This is a genomic window from Bordetella parapertussis (assembly GCF_020735925.1).
Lineage (GTDB): Bacteria > Pseudomonadota > Gammaproteobacteria > Burkholderiales > Burkholderiaceae_B > Bordetella > Bordetella pertussis.
Genome location: NZ_CP085971.1, coordinates 1,045,830 through 1,069,019 on the forward strand (window position 1 = coordinate 1,045,830; position 23,190 = coordinate 1,069,019).

The 23,190-nt window shown below is 69.4% G+C and carries 24 protein-coding genes and 1 tRNA gene; 10 read left to right on the top strand and 15 right to left on the bottom strand.

Going from position 1 to position 23,190, the window contains the following annotated elements; genetic code table 11:
* The first annotated feature begins 59 nt into the window (after positions 1–59).
* Together LK409_RS04970 and LK409_RS04975 are read left to right on the top strand one after the other, a co-directional pair.
* Positions 60–1,106, top strand: coding sequence for a Dyp-type peroxidase (locus LK409_RS04970; protein WP_010928022.1), 1,047 nt, complete (start codon positions 60–62; stop codon positions 1,104–1,106).
* On the top strand, positions 1,103–1,906 hold the full coding sequence (locus LK409_RS04975; protein ID WP_003812055.1) for a family 1 encapsulin nanocompartment shell protein: 804 nt from the start codon (positions 1,103–1,105) through the stop codon (positions 1,904–1,906). The genes LK409_RS04970 and LK409_RS04975 overlap by 4 nt, the downstream gene beginning before the upstream one ends.
* Positions 1,907–1,960: 54 nt before the next feature.
* On the opposite strand, the gene LK409_RS04980 is transcribed toward LK409_RS04975, so the two are convergent.
* The 5 genes from LK409_RS04980 to LK409_RS05000 form a co-directional block, all read right to left on the bottom strand.
* Positions 1,961–3,259: a TRAP transporter large permease gene (locus tag LK409_RS04980; protein WP_010926530.1), complete on the bottom strand. Its 1,299-nt coding sequence runs from the start codon at positions 3,257–3,259 to the stop codon at positions 1,961–1,963.
* Between the two features lie 3 nt (positions 3,260–3,262).
* Positions 3,263–3,784: a TRAP transporter small permease gene (locus LK409_RS04985; RefSeq protein WP_003817089.1), complete on the bottom strand. Its 522-nt coding sequence runs from the start codon at positions 3,782–3,784 to the stop codon at positions 3,263–3,265.
* A gap of 41 nt (positions 3,785–3,825) precedes the next feature.
* Positions 3,826–4,833: a TRAP transporter substrate-binding protein DctP gene (dctP, locus tag LK409_RS04990; protein WP_010928023.1), complete on the bottom strand. Its 1,008-nt coding sequence runs from the start codon at positions 4,831–4,833 to the stop codon at positions 3,826–3,828.
* A 24-nt stretch (positions 4,834–4,857) separates the two neighbouring features.
* Positions 4,858–5,484, bottom strand: coding sequence for an isochorismatase family protein (locus LK409_RS04995; protein ID WP_003812047.1), 627 nt, complete (start codon positions 5,482–5,484; stop codon positions 4,858–4,860).
* A 574-nt stretch (positions 5,485–6,058) separates the two neighbouring features.
* Positions 6,059–6,796, bottom strand: a complete 738-nt coding sequence (locus tag LK409_RS05000; protein WP_033459340.1) for a Crp/Fnr family transcriptional regulator — start codon at positions 6,794–6,796, stop codon at positions 6,059–6,061.
* A gap of 122 nt (positions 6,797–6,918) precedes the next feature.
* On the opposite strand from LK409_RS05000, the gene LK409_RS05005 reads away from it, so the two are divergent.
* From LK409_RS05005 to LK409_RS05025, 5 genes are read left to right on the top strand one after another with little or no spacing between them, the layout of a single operon-like run.
* Positions 6,919–7,890 carry a tripartite tricarboxylate transporter substrate binding protein gene (locus LK409_RS05005; RefSeq protein ID WP_010928025.1) on the top strand — a complete coding sequence of 324 codons (972 nt, stop codon included), beginning with the start codon at positions 6,919–6,921 and terminating at the stop codon, positions 7,888–7,890.
* 3 nt (positions 7,891–7,893) lie between these two features.
* Positions 7,894–8,748 (top strand): polysaccharide deacetylase family protein, encoded by an 855-nt coding sequence (locus LK409_RS05010; protein WP_010926531.1) that lies wholly within the window; start codon positions 7,894–7,896, stop codon positions 8,746–8,748.
* A gap of 18 nt (positions 8,749–8,766) precedes the next feature.
* Entirely contained in the window at positions 8,767–9,585 is an 819-nt protein-coding gene (locus tag LK409_RS05015; RefSeq protein WP_010928026.1) for an alpha/beta fold hydrolase, read from the top strand.
* A 31-nt stretch (positions 9,586–9,616) separates the two neighbouring features.
* Entirely contained in the window at positions 9,617–11,065 is a 1,449-nt protein-coding gene (locus LK409_RS05020; RefSeq protein WP_041937144.1) for an amidase, read from the top strand.
* Between the two features lie 2 nt (positions 11,066–11,067).
* Positions 11,068–11,856 (top strand): SDR family NAD(P)-dependent oxidoreductase, encoded by a 789-nt coding sequence (locus LK409_RS05025; RefSeq protein WP_010928028.1) that lies wholly within the window; start codon positions 11,068–11,070, stop codon positions 11,854–11,856.
* A 122-nt stretch (positions 11,857–11,978) separates the two neighbouring features.
* On the opposite strand, the gene LK409_RS05030 is transcribed toward LK409_RS05025, so the two are convergent.
* The 6 genes from LK409_RS05030 to LK409_RS05055 form a co-directional block, all read right to left on the bottom strand.
* Positions 11,979–12,054: transfer RNA gene (locus tag LK409_RS05030), tRNA-Ala, on the bottom strand.
* A gap of 87 nt (positions 12,055–12,141) precedes the next feature.
* Complete coding sequence (locus LK409_RS05035) at positions 12,142–13,647, bottom strand: M81 family metallopeptidase (RefSeq protein ID WP_010928029.1); 1,506 nt, start codon at positions 13,645–13,647, stop codon at positions 12,142–12,144.
* Positions 13,648–13,688: 41 nt separating this feature from the next.
* On the bottom strand, positions 13,689–14,471 hold the full coding sequence (xth, locus tag LK409_RS05040) for an exodeoxyribonuclease III (protein WP_010926539.1): 783 nt from the start codon (positions 14,469–14,471) through the stop codon (positions 13,689–13,691).
* 69 nt (positions 14,472–14,540) lie between these two features.
* Positions 14,541–14,987 carry a CopD family copper resistance protein gene (locus tag LK409_RS05045; protein WP_010928030.1) on the bottom strand — a complete coding sequence of 149 codons (447 nt, stop codon included), beginning with the start codon at positions 14,985–14,987 and terminating at the stop codon, positions 14,541–14,543.
* The gene (locus tag LK409_RS05050) at positions 14,984–16,210 is read right to left on the bottom strand and encodes an NnrS family protein (protein ID WP_010928031.1); all 1,227 of its coding nucleotides are present in this window, start codon (positions 16,208–16,210) and stop codon (positions 14,984–14,986) included. The genes LK409_RS05045 and LK409_RS05050 overlap by 4 nt, the downstream gene beginning before the upstream one ends.
* Positions 16,203–16,607 carry a group III truncated hemoglobin gene (locus LK409_RS05055; protein ID WP_003812026.1) on the bottom strand — a complete coding sequence of 135 codons (405 nt, stop codon included), beginning with the start codon at positions 16,605–16,607 and terminating at the stop codon, positions 16,203–16,205. Before LK409_RS05055 ends, LK409_RS05050 begins: the two co-directional genes overlap by 8 nt.
* A gap of 159 nt (positions 16,608–16,766) precedes the next feature.
* Between LK409_RS05055 and LK409_RS05060 the strand changes: the two genes are divergently transcribed.
* The gene (locus tag LK409_RS05060) at positions 16,767–17,069 is read left to right on the top strand and encodes a SelT/SelW/SelH family protein (protein WP_003812024.1); all 303 of its coding nucleotides are present in this window, start codon (positions 16,767–16,769) and stop codon (positions 17,067–17,069) included.
* Here the strand turns inward: LK409_RS05060 and LK409_RS05065 are convergent.
* The 4 genes from LK409_RS05065 to LK409_RS05080 all read right to left on the bottom strand — a co-directional run bounded on the left by LK409_RS05065 (position 17,066) and on the right by LK409_RS05080 (position 21,935).
* Complete coding sequence (locus LK409_RS05065) at positions 17,066–17,836, bottom strand: amino acid ABC transporter ATP-binding protein (RefSeq protein ID WP_010928032.1); 771 nt, start codon at positions 17,834–17,836, stop codon at positions 17,066–17,068. The genes LK409_RS05060 and LK409_RS05065 overlap by 4 nt on opposite strands.
* Positions 17,833–18,513, bottom strand: a complete 681-nt coding sequence (locus LK409_RS05070; RefSeq protein ID WP_010928033.1) for an amino acid ABC transporter permease — start codon at positions 18,511–18,513, stop codon at positions 17,833–17,835. The genes LK409_RS05065 and LK409_RS05070 overlap by 4 nt, the downstream gene beginning before the upstream one ends.
* A 66-nt stretch (positions 18,514–18,579) precedes the next feature.
* Positions 18,580–19,368 (bottom strand): amino acid ABC transporter substrate-binding protein, encoded by a 789-nt coding sequence (locus tag LK409_RS05075; RefSeq protein WP_010926540.1) that lies wholly within the window; start codon positions 19,366–19,368, stop codon positions 18,580–18,582.
* Positions 19,369–19,610: 242 nt separating this feature from the next.
* Entirely contained in the window at positions 19,611–21,935 is a 2,325-nt protein-coding gene (locus tag LK409_RS05080) for a heavy metal translocating P-type ATPase (protein WP_010928034.1), read from the bottom strand.
* Positions 21,936–22,017: 82 nt separating this feature from the next.
* Between LK409_RS05080 and cadR the strand changes: the two genes are divergently transcribed.
* Both cadR and LK409_RS05090 read left to right on the top strand, forming a co-directional pair.
* On the top strand, positions 22,018–22,452 hold the full coding sequence (gene cadR / locus LK409_RS05085) for a Cd(II)/Pb(II)-responsive transcriptional regulator (RefSeq protein WP_003812014.1): 435 nt from the start codon (positions 22,018–22,020) through the stop codon (positions 22,450–22,452).
* 102 nt (positions 22,453–22,554) lie between these two features.
* Positions 22,555–23,139: a nitroreductase family protein gene (locus tag LK409_RS05090; protein WP_010928035.1), complete on the top strand. Its 585-nt coding sequence runs from the start codon at positions 22,555–22,557 to the stop codon at positions 23,137–23,139.
* Positions 23,140–23,190 lie beyond the last annotated feature (51 nt).

A 23,190-nucleotide genomic window follows, 5' to 3' on the forward strand; every position in this document is an offset into this window, starting at 1 on the left:
CGCCGACTAGAATGAGTGCCAGCCCGACCGCAGACCTTGCCAACCGCCTATAGAGACCCATGCCTCAGAACAATCCGGAACCACAGGCCGTCGTCAGTCCGATCACACGCAGCGCCATTTTCCTCGTCGCCACTGTCGGCGCCGACAACGAAGCCGCCGACAAGGTCCGCGCCCTGTGCGGCAAGCTGGCCGACCTGGCGCGCGCCGTCGGCAAGCGGGTGCCGGCCGGCAATCTTTCCTGTGTATGCGGTTTCAGCGCCGCGGGCTGGGACCGCCTGTTCGGCCAGCCGCGGCCGGCCGAGCTGCACCCCTTTCGCGAATTCAGCGCCGGCGAGCGCCGCGCTCCGGCCACCCCGGGCGACCTGCTGCTGCACATCCGCGCCGAGCAGATGGACCTCTGTTTCGAGCTGGCCACCCATGTGATGGCGCAGCTGGGCGACGCCGTCACCGTGGTCGACGAAGTGCACGGCTTTCGCTATTTCGACCTGCGCAGCATGGTCGGCTTCGTCGACGGCACCGAAAACCCCACCGGGCGCGAAGCGCTGGATTTCACCCTGGTGGACGACGCCGATCCGGATTTCGCCGGCGGCAGCTACGTCCTGGTGCAGAAATATCTGCACGACATGGATGGCTGGAACGCGCTGTCCGTCGAGACCCAGGAGCGCATCATCGGGCGCACCAAGCTGTCGGACATCGAACTGGACGAGGCCGTCAAGCCCAGCAACTCGCACAGCGCCCTGACCACGCTCGAAGAAAACGGCCAGGAAATCAAGATCCTGCGCGACAACATGCCGTTTGGCCGGCCCGGCTCCGGCGAGTTCGGCACCTATTTCATCGGCTATGCCCGCTCGCCCGCGCCCATCGAGCAAATGCTCGAGAACATGGTCGTGGGACGCCCGCCGGGCAACTATGACCGCCTGCTCGACTTCAGCCGCGCGGTGACCGGCGGCCTGTTCTTCGCGCCTTCGGCCGACCTGCTCGAAGCGCTGGCCGAACGCGACCCGCAAGACACCGACGGCAGCCGGCTTGACCCCGCGCCGGCCGCGCGCGCGCCGCATGACGGCTCGCTGAACATTGGCTCCCTGAAAGGAAACCCCCAGCAATGAACAACCTGTATCGCGACCTGGCTCCCATTTCCGCCGCCGCCTGGGCGCAAATCGAAGAAGAGGTGGCGCGCACCTTCAAGCGTTCGGTCGCCGGCCGGCGCGTGGTCGATGTCAAGGATCCTGGCGGCTTCGGCCTGGCGGCCGTGGGCACCGGCCACCTGCGCGGCATCGCCGCGCCGCAGAAGGGCGTCGACGCCAAGCTGCGCGAAGTCAAGGCCCTGGTCGAGCTGACCGTGCCCTTCGAGCTGCAGCGCGACGAAATCGACGCCGTCGAGCGCGGCGCCAACGATGCCGACTGGCAGCCCGCCAAGGACGCCGCCACCGAACTGGCGTATGCCGAGGACCGCGCCATTTTCGACGGCTACAAGGCCGCCGGCATCGTCGGCATCCGCGAGGGTTCGTCCAACAGCCGGCTCGAACTGCCCACGGACGCCGCCGACTACCCGGCGGCCGTCGGCCGCGCCCTCGAGCAGCTGCGCCTGGCCGGCGTGGACGGGCCGTACTCGGTATTGCTGGGCGCCGACGCCTACACCGCCCTGAGCGAGGGCAGCGACGACGGCTACCCCACCATCGACCACATCAAGCGCATCGTCAGCGGCGACATCATCTGGGCGCCGGCCCTGAACGGCGGCTGCGTGCTCTCCACGCGCGGCGGCGACTTCGAACTGCACCTCGGACAGGACCTGTCGATCGGCTACCAGAGCCACACCGACAAGGTCGTGCGCCTGTACCTGCGCGAAACCCTGACCTTCCTCATGCTCACGAGCGAGGCGTCGGTCCCGGTGGCGCCCAAGGGATAGGGCGGACGCGGCGGGTCCGGCCGATGGCCAGGCCCGCCGCGCTTTCCCCCCGGCCTACATGTGGCTGGGCAGCCACAAGGCCAGTTGCGGAAACAGCACCAGGATCAGCACGGCCAGCGCTTCCACCAGCACGAACGGCAGGGCGCCCATGGTGATGTCGCGCAGCGAGATCTCCGGCGCCACCCCCTTGATGACATACAGGTTCAGGCCGATGGGCGGCGTGATCACCGCCATCTCGCACATGATGATCATGACCACGCCGAACCAGATCGGATCCAGGCCCAGCGACGTGATCACCGGAAGCACGATCGGGGTCGTGATCAGGATGATCGAGACGATGTCCAGGAACATCCCGACGATCAGCAGGAAGACCAGGATCAGCAGCAGGATCACCCAATCCGGCTGGGCCAGCGCAGCGACCCAGGCGATCAGCATCTGCGGCGCCTGCAGGCGCATCAGGACATGGCCGAACAACAGCGCGGCCGCCACGATCAGCAGGATCATGCTGCTGGTGACGATGGTGGAGCGGACGATCTCGCGCAGCTTCGCGCGGTCCAGTTCGCGGTAGCCGAGCGCCACCAGCAGCGCGCCGGCCGCGCCCAGGCCCGAAGCCTCGGTCGGCGTGGCGATGCCCAGATAGATCGTGCCCAGCACGGCGACGATCAGCACAATGGCGGCCCATACATCGCGCAGCGCCTGCCAGCGCTCCCGCCACGAGACCTTCTGCGCTTCGTCCGGCGCCACCGAGGGCTTGATGCGGCTCAATCCGTACAGATAAAGCATCATCAGGACGCTGAGCAGCAGGCCGGGCACGATGGCGGCGCTGAACAGCTTGCCGATCGACTGGCTGGCGATCTCGCCATACAGCACGAAGCCCACGCTGGGCGGAATCAGCAAGGCCAGCGAACCCGCCGCGGCTACCGATCCGCCGGCCAGGCCAGGGTCATAGCGGCGCTTGAGCATCTCCGGAATGGCGACGCGGCCTATGGTGGCCGCGCCGGCCACGCTGACGCCGCTCATGGCGCCGAAGATGGCCGAGGCCCCCACGCTGGCAATCGCCAGGCTGCAACGCACGCGGCTCAGCCAGGTGTAGAACAAGGTATAGAGGCGCGCGCCGATGCTGGTGCGGGCCAGCGTCTCGCCCATCAGGATGAACAGCGGAATGCAGATCAGCGAGTAGCTGGCGATGCCGCGATGCAGCACCGACGGCACGACGTTCAGCGCCGAGGCGCCGCCCACCAGATAGATGCCGAGAATGCTGGGCACGCCCAGCGCGGCGAAAATCGGGATGCCCAATACCAGCAGCAGGCCGAACAGCCCGAGTATCACGGTCAGAATGAGTACGGCGTCCACGGGTCATGCCTCCGGGCTGGGTGGCGCAATGGCGGCGTTGCCGTCGGGATGGTTCAGCTTGCACGCGGCGGCGATCGCCAAGAGCAGCGCGCCGACCGCGATCAGTCCGTAGGCGATCCACATGGGAAAGGCCAGCAGGGACGTCGAGCGGTAATTGCGCGCCAGTGCCGTGGCGGCGATCTGGACGCCGGCATGCAGCAGGAAGCCGCAGAACACCAGCACCACCAGCTCGCGAAACACGTTCAGCAGCCGCTTGCCGCGTCCGCGCACGCGGATGCTGAGCATTTCCATGCTGACGTGGCGCTCGAGCAGATGGGTCCAGCCCACCGAAAGCCAGGTCACCAGCAGCAACAGGTAAATGCTGATCTCCACGGCGTGGACGCTGGGCTGCTGGAGCACGTACCGCGCGATGACCGAGTAAACGGTCAGCAGCATCATCAGCAGCAAGGCTGCCTGCGCGATGAAAACGGCGGCCCGGTTGGTTCCGTGGCCGATCCGTGTCAGCCGATCAAGAAGCGATTTCATGGGGGGGATCCAGATCGATAGGCGGTCATGTCGAAAGGGCCTCAGTTCGCCCGGGTCTTTTCCAGCAGCTCCAGGTGGCGGCTGGCCGCGGGCTCCTGCGCGACCCACTCCTGGACCGCGGGCTGGGTCGCGGCGCGCATATCCTGCAAGGCGGCGGGTTCGATCGTGTACACAGATACGCCATTCTTCTCGAACTTCGCCACGCCCTGTTCGATGTAGGCATACACCTGGCGGAATTGCTCCTCGTCACGCACCTGCGCGCCGCGGCGGATGATGTCCTGGATATCCGGCGGCAGCGAATCGAACTTCGCCTTGTTCATCGACAGCAGCGAGGTGTCGATGGCCAGCGTCGCCAGCGACAGGTGCTTGACCACCTCGTGCAGGCTGCGTCCCAGCCCGGTGATCAGCGGGCGCGGCGTGCCGTCCACCACCCCGCGGTCCAACGCCAGGTACAGCTCGGACGACGGCATGCTGGTGGGCGAGCCGCCCAGCAGCTGGATCGCGCGCGCGTCGGCGGCGCCGGTCGTGGCCCACACCTTGCCCTTGAAATCGGCGGCCGTGCGGACCGGCGCGCGGCGCGAATAGATCTGGTAGGGATCGATAGGCGCCAGGCCGAGCACTTCGATGCCATACTTGTCGCGCATTTCGCCGCGTATGCTCACATCGAGCAGGCCGGCCTTGGCGGCGCGCTCCAGGTGCGCCGTATCCTGGAACACGAACGGCATGGTGAACAGATTCAGCACCGGCATGGCGCCGCTGGCGTAGGTCGAGACCACGGTGGTGATATCGATGTCACCGCGCGACAGCGCCGGCAATTCCTCGTAGCCGTCGAACAGCTGGGCGGAGTGGAAGGCCTTGATCTTCACGCGGCCCTGGCTTTCCTTCTCCACATACGCGATGAAGGTCTCCAGCGGCTTCCACATGTACTCATAGGAAGGCGGGGCATAGGTCGACAGCGTCAGTTCGATCGGCTTGTCCGCCGCGCCGGCGTTGGCCGACAGCGCCAGCAGCACGGCCGGCAGCAATTTGGCGATCCAGGTCTTGTTCATGATTGATGTACTCCGCAGTGGCGCTCAGGCCGTCGGGTTGAGAAGCAGGGGCAGGAGCGCGTCGGTCGGCAGGACTTCCGCGTACTTGCTCTTGAGGTCGATCAGGTTGCTGAGGTGCTGGGCCGCGGAACGGTCCGTGACGGCGTCCTGCGCCACGAAAGGCGGAAAGCCGTGCTGCATGGCGTCGACCGCGCTGGCGCGCACGCAGCCGCTGGTGGTGCAGCCGGCGATCAGCACGGCGTCGCAGCCCGCGTGCGCGAGCATGGCGGCCAGCGGCGTACCGAAAAACGCCGAGGCCTGCGTCTTGTGCAGCAGCACGTCGGTCGCCGCGTCGTAATCCAGTCGCTCGTCGAGTGCGCAGCCCGCCGAGCCGCGTACCAGGTCCTTCAGCGGCGGGCACTTGCGATGAAAACAGCCGCCGTCGCCATGGTTGCCGTCGTAGCCCACCACCGTGAACACCACCGGACCGCGTCCGCGCATCGCCTGGATCAGGCGATTGGCCTGCGCGATGGCGGGCGCGCAATCGCTGGCCAGCGGACTGACGTCCGGGTCGGTGAAAGCCCGCTGGAAATCGATCACCACCAGGGCCGGGCGTCGCCCGAACGGGTGTGAACCGATGAAACCGCCTCGGGCATTGTCGAGGTCTAGCATGAACGCTCCTGATGGAAAGTATGTGGGCGTGCCGCGCCGCGGGACCGGACCCGCCGCGCGGACAGAAAGGGATGGCGGAAAACGCCTAGCCGTGGGCCTGGACCGGCCAGGCCTTGCTCGGGAAGGGCGTCAGGCGCGAGGCGCGCGCGTTGGAGAGGGCAGGAAGCGGGCGCGCGCAGGCGTGCGCGCGCCTGGCCGGGAGGCGTCTGGACAGCATGGCTGGCGGCATGGCCGCCACGGCTGGTGACCGATATCCCATTGCATCCCCCGCGTTCTGGTCATGTTCATGCAAGCTGACTGCATGGCAGCTTGCAAGGCACACGTGTGCATTAATGTTTTGCGGAAGTCTAGGCCGGGATGAACGGGCGGGGAATTGGGGTTTTCCTTAGCAAGATTGCATCAATAGTATTTGCTTATAGGGATATTGAGCGCGATGCTGGTTTGCCGGCGTGCCGTTGTCCGGCTTGGCCGCCTGTGCCATGTCGGATTTGCTTTAGTGGAAAACAGCCTTGAAAATGTACACGTATGCACTTGTGTGCATGCGTCATCGACGGCCGCGCGGCGGCGGCCTGGTTCAGGGTTGGGCGCCGCGTTCGTGCCAGAGCTGTTTGAGCCGTTCCAGGTCCCGCACCCAGATTTCCCCGTAACCCAGTCCGACCAGGCCCTGGTTCGCCAATTGCCTGAGTTCGCGGTTGACCGCATGGCGCGACACGCCCAGCAGGGTGGCCAGGGCGTCCTGGGTCTGCGCCACGGCGATGCCGCGTTCGTCGTCGCCGGGCCGCCCGGCCGTCAGGGCGCCCAGCAGGCGCGGCAGCCGTTGCGGCAGGCTGCGCAGCGCCAGTTCGTCGATGATGGCATGGGCGGTGCGTATGCGGCTGCACAGCAGCTTGACGAAGTAGCGATACAGTCCGGGGTCGCCGTCCAGTATGTCCAGGAAGGCCGCGCGCGGCAGCAGCAGGATGTCGGTCTGCTGGTAGGCCCGGCTGTCGCGCAGCATCCCGCCGCCGTCCAGTACCGCCGCGACGCCCCACAGGCCGTCGAATTCCAGCATCGACAGCGCGAACTCGTGGCCGTCGTCGGAAAACGAGCTGGTGTGGATGGCGCCCTTGAGGATGATCACCACGCCGGGGGCGGGCGTGCCGCGTCCGGCCAGCAGTTCGCCATGGTCCAGCCGGCGCCATTGGGCGATGGCGGCGAACGCGGCCAGCGTCGGTTCGGCCATGTGCCCGAAGCAGGTATTGGCGCGCAGTTGCGCCAGGATCGCCGGCGGGTCCCAGGCGGGGAGGGCGGTCGGATTGGCTGCCTGGCTCATTGCTTGACTGTGATGGCGCCGCCGCAGGGGCGCGGGAATGTAATGTAGATCATATTCGTGGCCCGGGGCGCCTCCTAGAATCATGGCGCATCAGACATCAGACCCTAGTCGCGAGGATATACATGAAGATCAAGAGCATGCTGCTTGCCGTGCTGGCGGTATCGATGGCCGGGGTATCGGCCGCCGCGCTGTCCCAGGGCTTTCCCGAACGGGCGCTGCGCGTCGTGGTGCCCTATCCGCCGGGCGGCACCACCGATGTGCTGGTGCGCCTGCTGCAAAAGCCGGTGGCCGACGCCGCGGGGCAATCGGTGGTGGTCGACAACCGGCCGGGCGGCGCGTCGGTCATCGGCACCTCGCACGTGGCGCAAGCGGCCCCGGATGGCTACACCGTGCTGGGCGGCGACCTGTCGATGCTGGTCAACCCTTCGCTGATGAAAGACCTGCCGTATGACACCTTGCGGGATTTCCGCGGCGTCACGATGCTGGCGCGCGCGCCGCTGGTGCTGCTGGTGCATCCGTCGGTGCCGGCCAACACCCTCGACGAGCTGATCGCGCTGGCCAAGGCCAGGCCGGGTACGCTGAACTTCGCCTCGGGCGGCTACGGCACCTCGACCCACATGGCGGGCGAGATGTTCCGCCGCGCCGCGGGCATCGATGTCGTGCATGTGCCGTACCAGGGCGTGGCGCCGGCCATGTCGGCGCTGCTGGGCGGGCAGGTGCAGATGTATTTCGGCGGCACCACGACGGGCCTGCCGCATATCCAGTCGGGCAAGCTGCGCGCGCTGGCGGTGACGGGCGAGGCGCCCAGTCCGCTGCTGCCCGAGGTGCCGACCTTCGTGTCGCGCGGCATCCAGGGCGTGAACGCCGATACGTACTGGGGCGTCTACGCCCCGGCCAGGACGCCCGACGCGGTCATCGAGAAGCTGAATGCCTATTACACCGGCGCCTTGCGCGACCCCGCCGTGCAACAGCGCACCCGCGACCTGGGCCTGACCCTGATCGGCAACAGCGCCGCCGAGCATACGGCCCAGATGAAGACGATGATTGGCGATTGGGGCGCCTTCGTCAAGGAAGCGGACATCCGACTGGAGTAAGCCATGGCCGCCAAACAATCCCTGGTTTGCCTGACCTTCGATTTCGACGCGATCTCGGTGTGGCTGGCGCGCGGCATGGACAGTCCGACGCCGGTGTCGCGCGGCGAGTTCTGCGCCGTGGCGGCCGACCGCGTGCTGGACTTGCTCGAACGGCTGGGCCTGCCGTCGACCTGGTTCATCCCCGGCCATACCTTGGCCAGCTATCCGGAGCATTGCCGGCGCGTGCACGAGGCCGGCCATGAAATCGGCCACCACGGCTGGACGCACGTCGCGCCCAACCTGATGACGCGCGAGGAAGAGCTCGACGGCCTGGTGCGCGCGAACGAGGCGATCCGCGCGCTGACGGGGCGGGCCGCGCGCGGCTACCGCTCGCCATCGTGGGACCTCAGTCCGCACACCCTGGCGCTGCTGCTCGAGCACGGCTTCGACTACGACAGCAGCATGATGGGGCACGACTATCTGCCGTATCCGGTGCGCCAGGGAGACAGTTTTCCCCTGGACGAACCCGCGGTGTTCGGCGCGCCCACCCGCCTCATCGAGGTGCCTGTCAGCTGGTCGCTGGACGACTATCCGCACTTCGAGTTCGTGCGCGCCGGGCAGAGCGTCATCCCCGGCCTGATGAATGCCAACAGCGTGATGGACAACTGGATCGAGGACTTCCTGTACCTGAAGGAGAACTTCGACTGGGGCGTCATCACCTACACCTTCCATCCTTTCGTGATCGGCCGCGGCCACCGCATGCGCATGCTCGAGCGCCTGCTGCGGCGCCTGATCGACGAGGGCGCGACGTTCGTGCGCATGGAGGAAGCGGTGGACGCGTACCGGCAACGGCAGGCGCTGGCCGCCGGCGCCGCATGACCAACGAGGGAAAGGACGATGATGCAGCACTACTATGAGCGCGACGGCGTGCGCTTGAGCTATTACCTGGACGACTATACCGACCCCTGGACGCAGGCACCCACCTTGCTGCTGCTGCACGGCGCCATGGCCAATGCCCAGCGCTTCTACTCCTGGGTGCCCGGCCTGAGCCGCGATTACCGCGTGGTGCGCGCCGACCTGCGCGGGCATGGGCTGTCCGACGTGCCGCCGGCGGACAAGCCCTTGGACCTGCAGGTGCTGACCGAGGACATCCTGGCCTTGCTCGATCACCTGGGCTGCGAGCGCGTGCACCTGGCCGGCAATTCGGCCGGCGGCTACGTGGGCCAGCATCTGGCCATGCAGCACCTGCAACGCATCGAGACCCTGGCGCTGTTCGGCTCGGCGCCAGGCCTGCGCAACAGCCAGGCTTCGACCTGGCTCGAACGAGTGGCCGAAAAGGGCTTGCGGCAATTCCTGGCCGACACCATCGACGATCGCTTCCCTCCGGAGCTGGTCGGCACGCCGCGCTGCGAGCAGTTCCTCGATGCGCTGTCCGATCACGACATGGCCTATATCGGCAGGTTCGTCGGCTACATGGCGCAACAGGAGTGGGGCGATCAATTGCACCGCATCACCTGCCCGACGCTGGTGGTGATTCCGGGGGCCGGCCGCATCGGCGCCATGGACGCCTACCAGCCCATGCGCGACCACCTCAAGCGGGCCGAGATCCTGGTCTACGAAGGCGAGCGGCACAGCATCTGCGAGTACCTGCCGCAACGCTGCGTAGCGGACCTGCGCAGCTTCCTGGCCCGCCACGGCGGACCGGCCTGGCCTTGACCCATCGCGCTCGTCGACCTTGGCGTCTGTCATGAACATCGAACAATACGTGCAGCAGGACGGCCTGGCGCTGTCCGCGCAATTGCGGGCCGGCGCCACCGACCCGCAGGCCCTGATGCAATGCGCGATCACGCTGGCCCGGCAGCGCGCCGAACCCCTGAACGCCCTGTGCTATCCCGACTACGACGCGGCGCTGGCGCGCGCGGCGGCCTGGCGGCCGACGGGCGTGTTCGGCGGCCTGCCGTTCCTGTTGAAGGACTCCGGCCTGGCCTGCGACCGCCTGCCCTCGAGCATCGGGCTGGCGCTGTGCAAGGACATGCGTTTTGCCGCCAACGCCACGCTGGTGGAACGCTTCGACGCCGCCGGCCTGTTGCCCTTTGCCCGCACCACCGTGCCGGCGCTGTGCATGGTGCCCACCACCGAGGCGCTCGTCAACGGCGGGCCCGCCCGCAACCCCTGGGCGCCGCAGCGTTCGGCCGGCGGCTCCAGCGGCGGCGCCGCCATCGCGGTCGCCACCGGCGTGGTGCCCCTGGCCCACGGCAGCGACGGCGGCGGGTCGATCCGCATTCCGGCGTCTTGCTGCGGCGTCTTCGGCCTGAAGCCCAGCCGCGGCCTGGTGCCCCTGGGGCCGGCGCGCGGCGAGGCATGGGGCGGCATGGCGGGCGATGGCGTGCTGAGCCGCAGCGTGCGCGACACCGCCGCCGCGCTCGATGCGATCGCCGGCATGGAGCGCGGCGCTCCCTATGCGGCGCCGGCGCCGCCGGCAGGCGGCTACCTGGCCGCTCTGGCCCGGCCTTTCGAGCGGCCATTGCGCATCGGCGTGTGGCAGCATGCCTGGGACGGCATCGAGGTCGATCCGGCGTGCTCGGCGACGCTGGCGCAGGCCGAGGCCCTGTGCCGGCAACTGGGCCACGCCACCGAAGCCATCGCCGCGCCGCCCATCGACTACCAGGCCTTCGTGCGGGCGCATATCGGCATTCTGTGCACGCATATCGCGCTGGCCGTCGACGCCCGCCTGGCCGTCCTGCGGCGCGGCCTGCGCGACGACGACCTGGAGCCGGCCATCCTGGACGGCTATCGGCGCGCGCGCGGCATTTCCGCCACCGACTACGCCGGCATGATCCAGGCGCTGCACGCGGTGGGCCGCGCCATGGCGGCCTGCATGCAGGGCTACGACCTGCTGCTGTCGCCCACCCTGACGCGCCCGCCGGTGCCGCTGGGCGAAATCAGCATGGCGGACGACTTCGTATCGTTTCGCCAGAAGGCGGCCCGCTACACGACCTTCCTGGCTGTCATCAACGCCTCGGGGCAGCCGGCGGCCAGCGTGCCCCTGCATATCGACGGGCAGGGGCTGCCCATCGGCGTGCAGCTGATCGGCGCCCTGGGCCGCGACGACCTGGTGCTGCGCCTGGCCGCGCAGCTCGAGCGCGCCGCGCCGTGGGCGGGACGGTTCCCGCCTGCGGCAGGCGCAGGGGCCTGAACATGGCAGGCCGCACCGATTGCGCGCCGGCGGCTGGCAGGCTGGCGGGGCGGGTCGCCCTGATCACCGGCGCGGCCGGCGGCATAGGCAGCGCCGCCGCGCTGCGCTTCGCGGCCGAAGGCGCCGCGCTGGCGCTGCTGGATCGGCGCCCCGACGCCATCGAGCAACTGGCCGGCCGGATCTGCGGCCAGGGCGGGCAGGCGATCGGCGTGGCCGCCGACGTGACCGACGACGACAGCGTGCGCCAGGCCGTACGGCGGGCAGTCGAGCATTTCGGCAGGATCGATACGCTGTTCAACTGCGCCGGCGGATCGGTGGCGGGCGATACGGCGGTGGACAAGGTGGACCTGGCGCTGTGGAACCGCACCCTGCGCCTGGACCTGGACAGCACCATGCTGTGCTGCCGCCACGCCGTGCCGGCGATTGTGCGCGCCGGCGGCGGCGCGGTCGTCAACATGTCGTCCGGGGCCGGCCTGCGCGGCAGCTTCGGCGGGCATGCCTACACGGCCGCCAAGGGCGCGGTGATTGCCCTGACCCGCGCGCTGGCCGCCGAATACGCGCCGCATGGAGTGCGGGTCAACGCCATCTGCGCGGGCCGCATCCGCACCGAACGCATACTGCGCAACCTGGACGCCGGCGCACCGGCGCAAGCCGGCGCGGCGCAACGCTATCCGTGCCGCGAGGGCGACCCGATCGACATTGCCCACATCGCGCTGTTCCTGGCCAGCCACGAGTCGCGCATGATCACCGGCGAGGCCATCGCCGCCAATGGCGGGTACTCGGCGTTCTGAGGCAGACCCAAGGCGCTTGTTGCGGCGCGGGGAGGGCGCGCCTGTCCCCGCTGGGACAGGCACGCCGGAAACAAAAAAGCCCTGGACCACGTGGCGTGTCCAAGGCTTTTCCGTCTGGTGTTTGGTGGAGCGGAGGAGGATCGAACTCCCGACCTTCGCATTGCGAACGCGACGCTCTCCCAGCTGAGCTACCGCCCCAATGAAGTCCGCAACTATACACGGATTCCGGCCGTTTTGGTAGCGGCCGGCGGAAAATTTTCGCCGGCTTGACGGGCCGCCAGGCTTTCAGGGCCGGGCAGGGACGAAGGGCCGGCCGCGCGGGCGGGTGCGCATGCCGGGCGCCAGGCGCGTCCAGGGCAGGTCGGCGGGGTCGGCCTGCATGGGGCCGGGCGCCTTGGCGATCAGCACGGCGTGGGCGATGGGTTCGAAGTCGGCGCGAAAGTGCACCGAGCTCTTGACGACCAGGATGGCGAGGTCTTCGGGGTCGATGCCGCCCAGGCGGATGAGGTTGCGGTCCAGGGTCTGGGATTTGTTGCTGCTGACGATGACGCGCACGCCGCGGTGGCGCAGGCAGACGGTGGGGCCGAGGTCGGCCGCCATGCCGTGCATCATGGGGCCGTCGTAGCGGGTCTTGCCGTCGGACTGGTGTTCGACGATGAATTCGGCTTCGCAGGGGGCGTCGCCGGCGACGCCGGACTGGCCGCCCAGGCGCAGCCGTACGCACTTGCCCACGCCGGCGGCCAGGGCCTGGGCGACGGCCTGGGGGTCGCACATGAGGCCGATGGCGGCGTTGTCGGCGTCCGCGTCGATGAGGGCGCGCAGCATGCCGGTGGTGTTGGCGTCGCCGCCGGCGCCGGGGTTGTCCTGCGTGTCGGCGATGACCACGGGGCGGCGGGCGCCTTGCGCCAGCTGCCGGGCCTGGCGGATGGCTTCGTCCGGGGCGAGGAAGTCGGGCGCCCACTGGGCTTCGAGCCCGGCGATGCGGTCGGCCAGGGTCTGCACGGCGCGCTCGACGGCGTCGCGGTCGGGGCCGTGGGCCCAGACGACTGGGCCGCACTCGGGGAAATCGGCGGCCGGAAAGCCCAGGGCGCAGGACAGGCTGGCGATGCCCGGTTCGCTGCGCTCGAGCTCGGCCAGCAGGGCATACACGCCCCGGGCGGGTTCGAGCTGGGTGCACATGCCGTTGATGGGAATGAGGAACGGCAGGCGCCGCGCGGCGCCATGCCAGTGCTTGCCGGCCTGCGCGCGCGCTTGCAGCAGGGCGGCGGCGCGCGCGCCGGTGTCGGCCATGTCGACGTGCGGATAGGTGTGATAGGCCACCAGCGCGCTGGCATGCGCCAGCATGGCGCGAGTCACGTTGGCGTGCAGGTCCAGGCTGGCGACGATGGGCGTGGCGGGGCCGACGGCGTCGCGCAGGCGGCGCAGGAGTTCGCCTTCGCCGTCGTCGTGGTGTTCGGTGACCATGGCGCCGTGCAGGTCCAGGTAGACGGCGTCGTAGCGGCCGGCGCGGGCGGCCGCCTCGATCTCGCCGGCGATACGCTCGAAGGCGTCGCGCGTGACGTGCGCCGAGGGGCTGGCGCCGGCCCAGAGGACGGGGTGCACGCTGTGGCCGTCCGCCAGGGCCGCGTTCAGGAAGCCGCCGGCGGGGATGTTGACGGCGCGCAGCGCCAGCAGGTCGTCGCCGCGCACCAGGGCGGGAAAGCCTTCGCCGCGCAGGAAGTTGTCATAGCCGGCCTTGGAAGGCGCGAAGGTGTTGGTTTCGTGTTGGAAACCGGCAACCAGGATATGCATGCTTGCCTCCCGGGCGTGGGGCGCCGCCGCGGCGCCGGGCGTCAGCCGAACGCCAGGGTGGCGATGACCGGCGCGTGGTCGGACGGCTGTTCGTTGGCGCGCGGCGCCTTGTCGATGACGCAGGCCACGCAGTGCGGCTTGAGCGCGTCGGACAGCAGCACGTGGTCGATGCGCAGGCCGGCGTTGCGGCGGAACGCGAACTGGCGGTAGTCCCACCAGCTGAAGGATTTCTCGGGCTGCTCGAACAGGCGGAAGGAGTCGGTCAGGCCCAGGTCCAGCAGCGCGCGGAAGGCCGCGCGTTCGGGCTCGGAGACCAGCACCTGGCCTTCCCATTTCTCGGGGTTGTGCACGTCGGCGTCGGCCGGCGCGACGTTGTAGTCGCCCAGGATGGCCAGGCGCGGATAGGTGCGCATTTCTTCCTCGAGCCAGTCGCGCAGGCCGTCGAACCAGGCCAGCTTGTAGACGTACTTGTCGCTGTCGACCGACTGGCCGTTGGGGCAATAGGCGCAGATCACGCGCACGTCGCCGGCCGGGCTGGGCAGGGTCACGGCCAGGATGCGCTGCTGCGGGTCTTCGTAGCGCGGGTTGTTGCGCACCAGCGCGAAGCCGGGCTCGCGCGAGATGATGGCCACGCCGTTATAGGTCTTCTGGCCGGCCCAGGCGGCGTGGTAGCCGGCCTCGGTAAAGGCGTCGAGCGGGAATTTGTCGTCGGTCAGCTTGAGTTCCTGGATGCACAGCGCATCGACCGGATTGGCGGCCAGCCAGTCCAGCACCTGCGGCAGGCGCACATTCAGGGAGTTGACGTTCCAAGTCGCGAGTTTCACGGGTTCTCACTGCAAAAGTTCGGCCAACGGCGGATTTTCGCAGATTTGGGCCAGGCGGGCAGGAAACGCTCAGCGCAACGCGTCGATGTAGTACATCCCCTTGGCCAGCAACACGATCGCCACGAGGTGGCAGAACACGCTCAGGTGCAGCCGCCGCGAACGCCGGCCGCGCAATTGGCCGCGCCGGCGCCAGCGCATGGCGGCGGCGAAATGGCCCAGGACGCTGAGCGCCAGCACGATCTTCAGGCTGAGCAGCAGGCCGAAGCTGCTGGCCAGCGGCTGCTCGAGCGCGCCGCGGTGCTGCCAGGCCATGCCGATGCCGGCGCCGAACAGCGCCAGCAGCACCCACGGCATGATGGCGCGGGCGCGGTTGCCGATGCCGCGCTCGACCGCGTTCATGGCTTCGCGCGGCACTTGCCGCCGCACGCTTTCGAGGATCAGGACTTCGAAGAAGACGGTGCCGATGAAGACGAAGGCGGCCAGCAGGTGCAGGGCCAGCAGGATGGGGTAGGTCATGGGCGGGACCGCACGGGCATGGCGGCGGCGGTTGGTGCGCGCAGGCGCGGGCGCACCAGCAGGGGCGCGAAACGCCACAGGTACAGGACGAACGCCAGCACCCAGGCGGCGGTGGCGCCGTGCAGCGCGGCCAGGGTGTGCGGGCCGGGCCAGAGGGCGGCCAGGCGCAGCGCGGCCGCGCCGATGACCAGGAGGTAGCAGGCGAGCATGAGGCGGTCGGTGCGCAGCGGCCGGCCCAGGTGGCCCAGGGCGGTGCGGGTGATCATGCCGATGATGAGCAGGCCGAAGCCGGCCATGCCGATGACGTGCGCAGGCCACGCGGCGCGCGCGATGCCGCCCGCCGCGCTTGCCGCCGCCACCAGCAGGCCGGCGGCCAGGCCCAGGTAGCCGGTGTACAGGATCCACAGCAGGGGCACGCCGCGCGTGGCCCAGGGGCGCCAGGACAGCCATTGCGCCAGCGCGATCAGGCCGGCCGCGGCCAGCGCCACGGCGGTCAGCGCGCCGGCCTGCGCCAGCGTCGCCGCCACGGCGACCAGGCCGGCGGCCAGTTGCCATTGGCCGCTGCGCGTATGCATGGGGATCTGCAGGCCGGCGATGGCGCGCATGGCGAAAAAGGGAATGATGCGGCGCGCGATCAGCAGGGCGATCACGGCCATGCACAGCAGGCCCGCGTTGAAGCGCTGCAGCAGCAAGGGGTAGTCGCCGGCGCGGGCGGCCAGCAGATACAGGGCGTCGGCCGCGCCCAGCCCCAGCACCAGCAAGGGCACGCCGTCGTTGCGCCGGCTGGCGCCGCGCCGGTAGATGGCCCGGCCCAGCGCGGCCGCGGCCCAGGCGAAGAACAGCAGCTCGCAGGCCACGCCGGTCCAGAAGGCGGCCATGCCCGGCAGCAGGAAGGCGGCGCGGGCCGCCAGCCACAGCGCGGCCAGCGCGGCCAGCGGCGCGCCGCGCAGCGGGTTGACGCCGGTCCAGGTGGCCGCGGCGGTCAGCAGGAAGCCCACCGCGATGGCGCCGATGAAGCCCCACAGCATTTCATGCGCATGCCAGATGACGCCCGCCATGGCGCCGCCCAGCCACTGCGGCGCGCCGATCCACAGCGCCACCGACAGCGCGCCCCAGGCCGCGCCCACCAGGTAGAGCGGACGAAAGCCCAGTTCCAGGAAGGCGCGCCATTGCGGCGCGGCGCGTCCGGCGGCGGGCTCGTCGATTTGCAGCAGTTCAGCCATGGGCGAGGTCCGTGGGGGCCTGGTCGGGGCTGCGGTGCAGCTGATAGCCGTACCACAGGCTTTGCGCGATGCGGCCGGCCATCAGGCAGGCCTGTTCGGCCATGGCCTGGTTGGGCTGCGCCGCGGCGGTGGCGCGAAACAGCCGCAGCCAGCGCTCGAACAGGCCCGCGTGCAGGCCGGGCAGGGCCACGTGCCTGGGCATGGGCGTGCCGCGAAAGCGTCCGGTGCCGCGCAGTATCGACGACCAGAAGTCGACCAGCTTGGCGAGGTGGACGTCCCAGTCGTCGACATGGGTGTTGAAGATCGGCCCCAACTCGGCGTCGCGCCGCACTTCGGCGTAGAACTGGTGCACCAGTTGCGTGATGTCTTCTTCGGTACAGAGATCGGGCGCGCCCACGAGGCCTCTCCTGCGGTTTATAAGATGTATCTATAATACATCTTATGGCTTAGGCATGGGGAAGGAAGGGCTCGGGCCTTGACGCAGCGCAAGCGCGGCGCTTTCTCTTTTACACTGGGCCGACGGGCATGCGCCCGCGTATTCCGCAGCCCAGCCGCCATGATCACGCCGCCAGACCATCCCCCCCGCATCGCCATCCAGTATTGCACGCAGTGCCAGTGGCTGCTGCGCGCGGCCTGGATGGCGCAGGAGCTGCTTTCGACCTTCGGCGCCGACCTGGGCGAGGTGGCCCTGGTGCCCGGCACCGGCGGGGTGTTCCGCATCCACTACAACGGCGCGCCGCTGTGGGACCGCGAGGTCGACGGCGGCTTTCCCGAGGCCAAGGTGCTCAAGCAGCGGGTGCGCGACCATCTCGATCCGGGCCGTCCGCTCGGCCATATCGACGGCCGTCCCAAGCCCTAGGCGGGCGCGCTCCATTCCTCGGGCAGGCCCTGGGTCAGGGTCGAGACGAACGCGGCGGTGCGCGCATCGCGCGACTGCGCGAAGACTTCGCGCGGCGTACCCGCCTCGACCACCGCGCCGCCCTCCAGGAACACCACCTGCTGGGCGATGCTGGCGGCCAGCCGCAGGTCGTGGGTGGCCATCAGCATGGTCATGCCTTCGCCGGCCAGCCGGCGCAGCACGTCCACCACTTCGATGGCCAGCGACGGGTCCAGCGCCGAGGTCGGCTCGTCGCACAGCAAGACGCGCGGCGACGACGCCAGCGCGCGGGCGATGGCCACGCGCTGCTGCTGGCCGCCCGACAGCGTGACCGGCCAGGCGTCGGCCTTGGCGGTCATGCCGACTTTCTCCAGCAGCTCCATGGCGCGCGCACGGGCGCGCGGCTTGTCCCAGCGCTGCACCGTGACCAGGCCTTCCATGACGTTGTCGATCACGCTCTGGTGGGGAAACAGCTGGAAGTTCTGGAACACCATCCCGGTCTGGCGGCGGATGCGCTGCACGGCGTCGCGCGCCGGGCGCCGACCGTCGAACGCCAGTGTTTCCGGCCCCAGCCGCAGCACGCCGGCCTCGGGAATCTCCAGCAGGTTCACGCAGCGCAGCAGCGTGCTCTTGCCGCTGCCCGAAGGGCCGATCAGGGCCGTGACGCTGCCCTCGGGAATGACGACGTCCACGCCGTGCAATACCCGGTTGCCGCCGAAGCTCTTGTCTATGCCTTGCAGCCCTATCATCGATGTTGCTCCGCGAAGACGGCGTGCTGGCCGAAGCGTTTTTCCAGGTGCACCTGCAGCGAGGACAGGGCCGAACTGAACACCAGGTAGATCAGCGCCGCCTCGGTATAGAGAATGAGCGGCTCGTAGGTCACCGCCGCGATGCGCTGGGCGGCCTGGAAGATTTCGGGCACGGTCAGCACCGCCGCCAGCGAGGTGTCCTTGACCAGCGCGATGAACGAATTGGCCAGCGGCGGCACCGCCACCCGCGCGGCCTGCGGCAGCACGGTGCGGCGCATGGCCTGGCCGCGCGTCATGCTCAGCGAATAGGCCGCTTCCCATTGGCCCCTGGGGATGGATTCGATGGCGCCGCGAATCACTTCCGAGTTGTAGGCGCCGACGTTCAGCGTGAAGCCGATCAGGGCGGCCGGCAGCGGGTCGAGCACGATGCCGACGCTGGGCAGGCCATAGAAGATCACGAACAACTGCACCAGCAGCGGCGTGCCGCGGATCAGCCAGACGTAGAAGCGCATCAGCGCCACGATGGGCCAGGGGCCGAACAGCCGCAGCAGCGCCACCACGAAGGCCAGCGCCAGGCCCGCGGCGAACGACAGCAGCGTCAGCGGCACGGTGAACATCAACCCCGCGTGCAGCAGGGGCCAGAACGAATCGAGCATGAGCTGTAGCCAGGCCGGCACGATGGGGGCTCCTGTGCGTTGCGGGCGGGGAGGGGCGGCGCCGCCGGGCGGGGCCGGCGGCGGGCTTTACTGGGCGGCCGACAGGTCGGCGCCGAAGTACTGCTCGGAGATCTTCCGGTAGGTGCCGTCGGCCTTCAGCTCGGCCAGCGCCTTGTTGATGGCGGCCTGCAGCTCGGGGTTGTTCTTGCGGATCAGCACGCCCGATTCGCTGAACTCCTTGCTCTTGTCGTAGGCTGCCACCTTGACCTTGGCGTTGGGCTTTTGCTTCTTGAAGTCGAGAAACGACAGGTTGTCGTTGACCGTGGCCTCGACGCGGCCCGACATGAGCAGGTCGATGGCTTCGTTGAACCCCTGCACCGGCACCACTTCGGCGCCATAGCTCTGCGCCAGCTTGCCGAAGTTGCTGGTCAGGGTATTGGCCGACTTGCGGCCCTTCAGGTCGGCGAACGACTTGATGGCCTGGTTGTCCTCGCGCACGATCAGCGCGGCCTGCGACGAGATGTAGGGGTCCGAGAAATCGTACTTGGCCTTGCGCGCATCGGTGATGCCGACCTGGTTGATGACGGCGTCGTAGCGCTTGACGTCCAGGCCGGCGATCAGCCCGTCCCACTTGCCTTCGACGAACTCGGCTTTCACGCCCAGCTTCTGGGCGATGGCGCGGCCGATCTCCACGTCGAAGCCGGTCAGCTTGTTGCTGGCGTCGTGATAGCTGAACGGGGCGTAGGTCCCCTCGGTGCCGATCTTGATGACGCCGGCCGCCTTGATGGCGGCCAGGTCGTCGGCCTGGGCGGCCGTGCCGACCATGGCCAGCGGCACCAGGCCGGCAAGCAGCAGTTTGCGCAAGGAGAAGTTCATGGCGCGTGCTCCACAGGAAGAGGTGGACGGGGCGCAGCGCCCCGCGGAACTGAGCACTCTAGCAACGCGCCTATTTTTCCACAAAGAATAAGAAATCGTGAAAACATAAGAAAAAGCAATATACCCGGGAGCCTGTCCCCGAACGGGGACTGGCTCCCGCTGACTTCTACTTGCCGGCGCCCTAGGTGCCCGTCCCCGCTGGGACAGGCGCCCGTCCCCCCGCGGGGACAGGCACCCCGTCATCAGGACGCCTGGTGCCTGCCCGCGCGCAGCAGCCGCAAGCCGTTGGCGACCACCAGCAGGCTGGCGCCGACGTCGGCGAACACCGCCATCCACAGCGTGGCCTGGCCGGCCATCGCCAGCACCAGGAACACCGCCTTGATGCCCAGCGCCAGGACGATGTTCTGGGTCAGGATGCGGTGGGTGGCGCGCGACAGGCGCACGAACGTGCCGATCTTGCGCAGGTCGTCGTCCATCAGCGCCACGTCGGCGGTTTCGATGGCGGTGCCGGTGCCGGCCGCGCCCATGGCGAAGCCGATGTCGGCGCGCGCCAGCGCCGGCGCGTCGTTGATGCCGTCGCCCACCATGCCCACGCGCAGGGCCGGATCCAGCTTGGCCTCGACGGCGTCCAGCTTGTCCTGCGGCAGCAGGTCGCCGCGCGCCTCGTCGATGCCGGCCTGGGCGGCCACCGCCTGGGCGGCGCGGGTGTTGTCGCCGGTCAGCATGAGGGTGCGCACGCCCAGCCGGTGCAGGTCGGCCACGGCGGCGGCGCTGCTGGCCTTGAGCGTGTCGGCCACCGCGGCCAGCAGCAGGACGCGCTGCCCGTCGGCCAGGGCGATGGCGGTCTTGCCGGCCGCTTCATAGGCGTCGATGCGGGCCTCGATATCGGGCGTGCTGACGCCCAGCTCGCGCATCAGGCGGCGGTTGCCCAGCTGGAAGCGCTCGCCGCCGATCTCGCCCTGCACGCCGCGGCCGGGCAGGGCGGCGAAACCGTTCACCTCGTCCAGCGGCGCGTCCAGGGCGTGGTCGGCCTGGGCCAGCGCGCGCGACACGGGGTGGTCCGAGCGCGCCGCCAGGCTGACCGCGGCGCGCAGCGCCGGGCGCCCGCCCGCGCTGGCGTCGTGCAGCAGTTCCAGGTCGGTCTGCACCGGCTTGCCCTGGGTCAGCGTGCCGGTCTTGTCCAGCGCCAGCCAGCGCAGCTTGCGTCCTTCCTCCAGGTAGACGCCGCCCTTGATCAGGATGCCGCGCCGCGCGGCGGCGGTCAGGCCGCTGACCACGCTGACCGGGGTGGAAATCACCAGCGCGCAGGGGCAGGCGATGATCAGCAGCGCCAGCGCGCGGTACACGGAGTCGAGCCAGGCGTGGCCCAGCAGCAGCGGCGGCGGCGCCAGCGCGACCAGCACCGCCAGCCCGACCACGGCCGGCGTGTAGATGCGCGAGAAGCGGTCGATGAAGCGCTGGGTCGGGGCGCGCGCGCCCTGGGCCTGTTCGACCGCGTGGATGATGCGGTCCAGCGTGGTATTGCCGGCCGCCGCCGTGACGCGGTAGTCGAACGACCCGGAGGCATTGACGGTGCCGGCGTAGACGTCGTCGTCCGGGCCTTTTTCCACCGGCAGGCTTTCGCCGGTGATGGGCGACTGGTCGATCGCGGAATGGCCTTCGCTGATGGTGCCGTCGGCGGCGATGCGCTCGCCCGGGCGCACCCGCACCAGGTCGCCCGGGCGCAGTCGCGCCGCCGGCACCTCGGCCCACGAGCCGTCCGGCTGGCGCGCGGTGGCGGTCTGCGGCGCCAGGTCCAGCAGGCCGCGCACCGCATGGCGGGCGCGGTCCAGGGCGCGGGCCTCGATCAGCTCGGCCACGTTGAACAGGAACATCACCATGGCCGCTTCCGGCCATTGGCCGATGAGCATCGCGCCGGTCACGGCGATGCTCATCAGGGCATTGATGTTGAGGTTGCCGTTGCGCACCGCGATCCAGCCCTTGCGGTAGGTCGACAGCCCGCAGGCCAGGATGGCCGCCAGCGCCAGGGCGGCGGCGACATAGACCGGCTGGCCGGTGAAGTGGGCGAGCTCGGACAGCGCCGCCAGCACCCCGCCGGCGGCCAGCAGGCGCCAGCCGCGCGAAGGCGCGGCCGCGCCGGCCGGGGTCGCCGGGGCGTCGCCGGCCAGGGGCTCGGGCGTCATGCCCAGCGAGCGGATCGCCGCGTCGATACGATCGAGCGCGCCGTCGGCATGCAGCACGGTCAGTACGCGCTGCATCAGGTTGAAGTCGAGCTCGTGCACCTCGGGCAGGCTGGCCAGCTTCTTGCGGATCAGCGTTTCCTCGGTGGGGCAGTCCATCTGCCCGATGCGCACCCGCGTGACCTGCTGGCCGGGACCGGGCTGCCAGGCCGGGGCGGCCGCGGGCGCGGCCGGCTGGCCGTGCCCATGGCCGCAGCAGGCCGGGATGCCATGGTCGTGGGCATGGTCGTGCCCGGCATGGTCATGGCCTGCGTGGTCGTGGCCGTGGGCGTCCGTGCGTTGGCCAGATGGCGTATCGAGGGCAAGGTCGCGGGTCGTGGAGGGCATCTGGTACGTCCTTTCTGGATGTTGGACGCATTTCACACCCTGGAGTTACTATAGGGTCAAGCACCCGGATCAAGGAGCCCCCATGAAAATCGGCGAACTGGCCCGCACGGCGGGCACCACGGTGGAAACCGTGCGCTATTACGAGAAGGAAGGGCTGTTGCCCGCGCCCGAGCGCGGCCTGAACAACTACCGCAGCTACGGCGAGGCCCATGTCGAGCGGCTGCGCCTGATCCGCAATTGCCGCGCGCTGGACATGACGCAGGACGAGATCCGCACCGTCCTGGCCCTGGCGGACAACCACGAGGCCGGCTGCGCTCCGATCAACCAGGTGTTCGACGAGCACATCGCCCACGTGGACGCCCGCATCGCCGAGCTGACCCAGCTGAAAGCCCAGCTGGGCGAGCTGCGCCAGCGCTGCGCCTCGGCCCGTCCGGACGCCGAGGACTGCGGCATCCTGCACGGCCTGAGCGAGATGCAGGTCGAAGAGCGTCCCGAGCGCCACACCCACCTCGGCTAGCGCGGCGATGCCCTTGGCGCGCGGCCGGGAATAGGCCGGCCGGCCCCCTGCGCTGGGCTATGATGAGAATATGTTTTCTTCTCGTCGAGATTTTCCGCGCCTATGACCGTATCTCCCTTGCACGCGCTGACGTCGCGCCGTTCGATGAAGTTCCTGCGCGCGCCCGCGCCCAAGCAGGACGAACTGGAGCAAATCCTGCAGGCCGCCATGAGCGCGCCCGACCATGGCGCGCTGCGCCCGTGGCGGTTCGTGCTGATCCGGGGCGAGGCCATCGGCCGGCTGGCCGACCTGGCGATCGAGGCGGTCAAGCGCAGCGGCGACAAGCGCATGACGCCCGAGAAAGAGAAGTCGGTGCGCGAATGGGCCGCCGGCGTGCCGCTGTTCATCGCCGTGGCGCAGAAGATTTCGCATGACAACACCCGCATTCCCGAGCAGGAACAGCTGCTGGCCACCGGCGCGGCGGTCATGAACATCCTCAACGCCGCGCACATGCTGGGGTACGGCGCGTTCTGGAGCACGGGCCTGGGCACTTACGTCGAGGACGTGCAGGACGCGCTGGGCCTGGACGCGATGGACTACCGCTTCCTGGGCTTCGTGGCCCTGGGCACGCCGGGCTGCGCGGTGCCGCCGGCGCAGCGCCCGGATTTCCGCGAGTTCGTGTCCGAATGGCAGGGCGTCACCGTCTGAGCGCGTCTGCGCGCGCGGCATGTAAAAACCCGGCGCGCAGGCCGGGTTTTT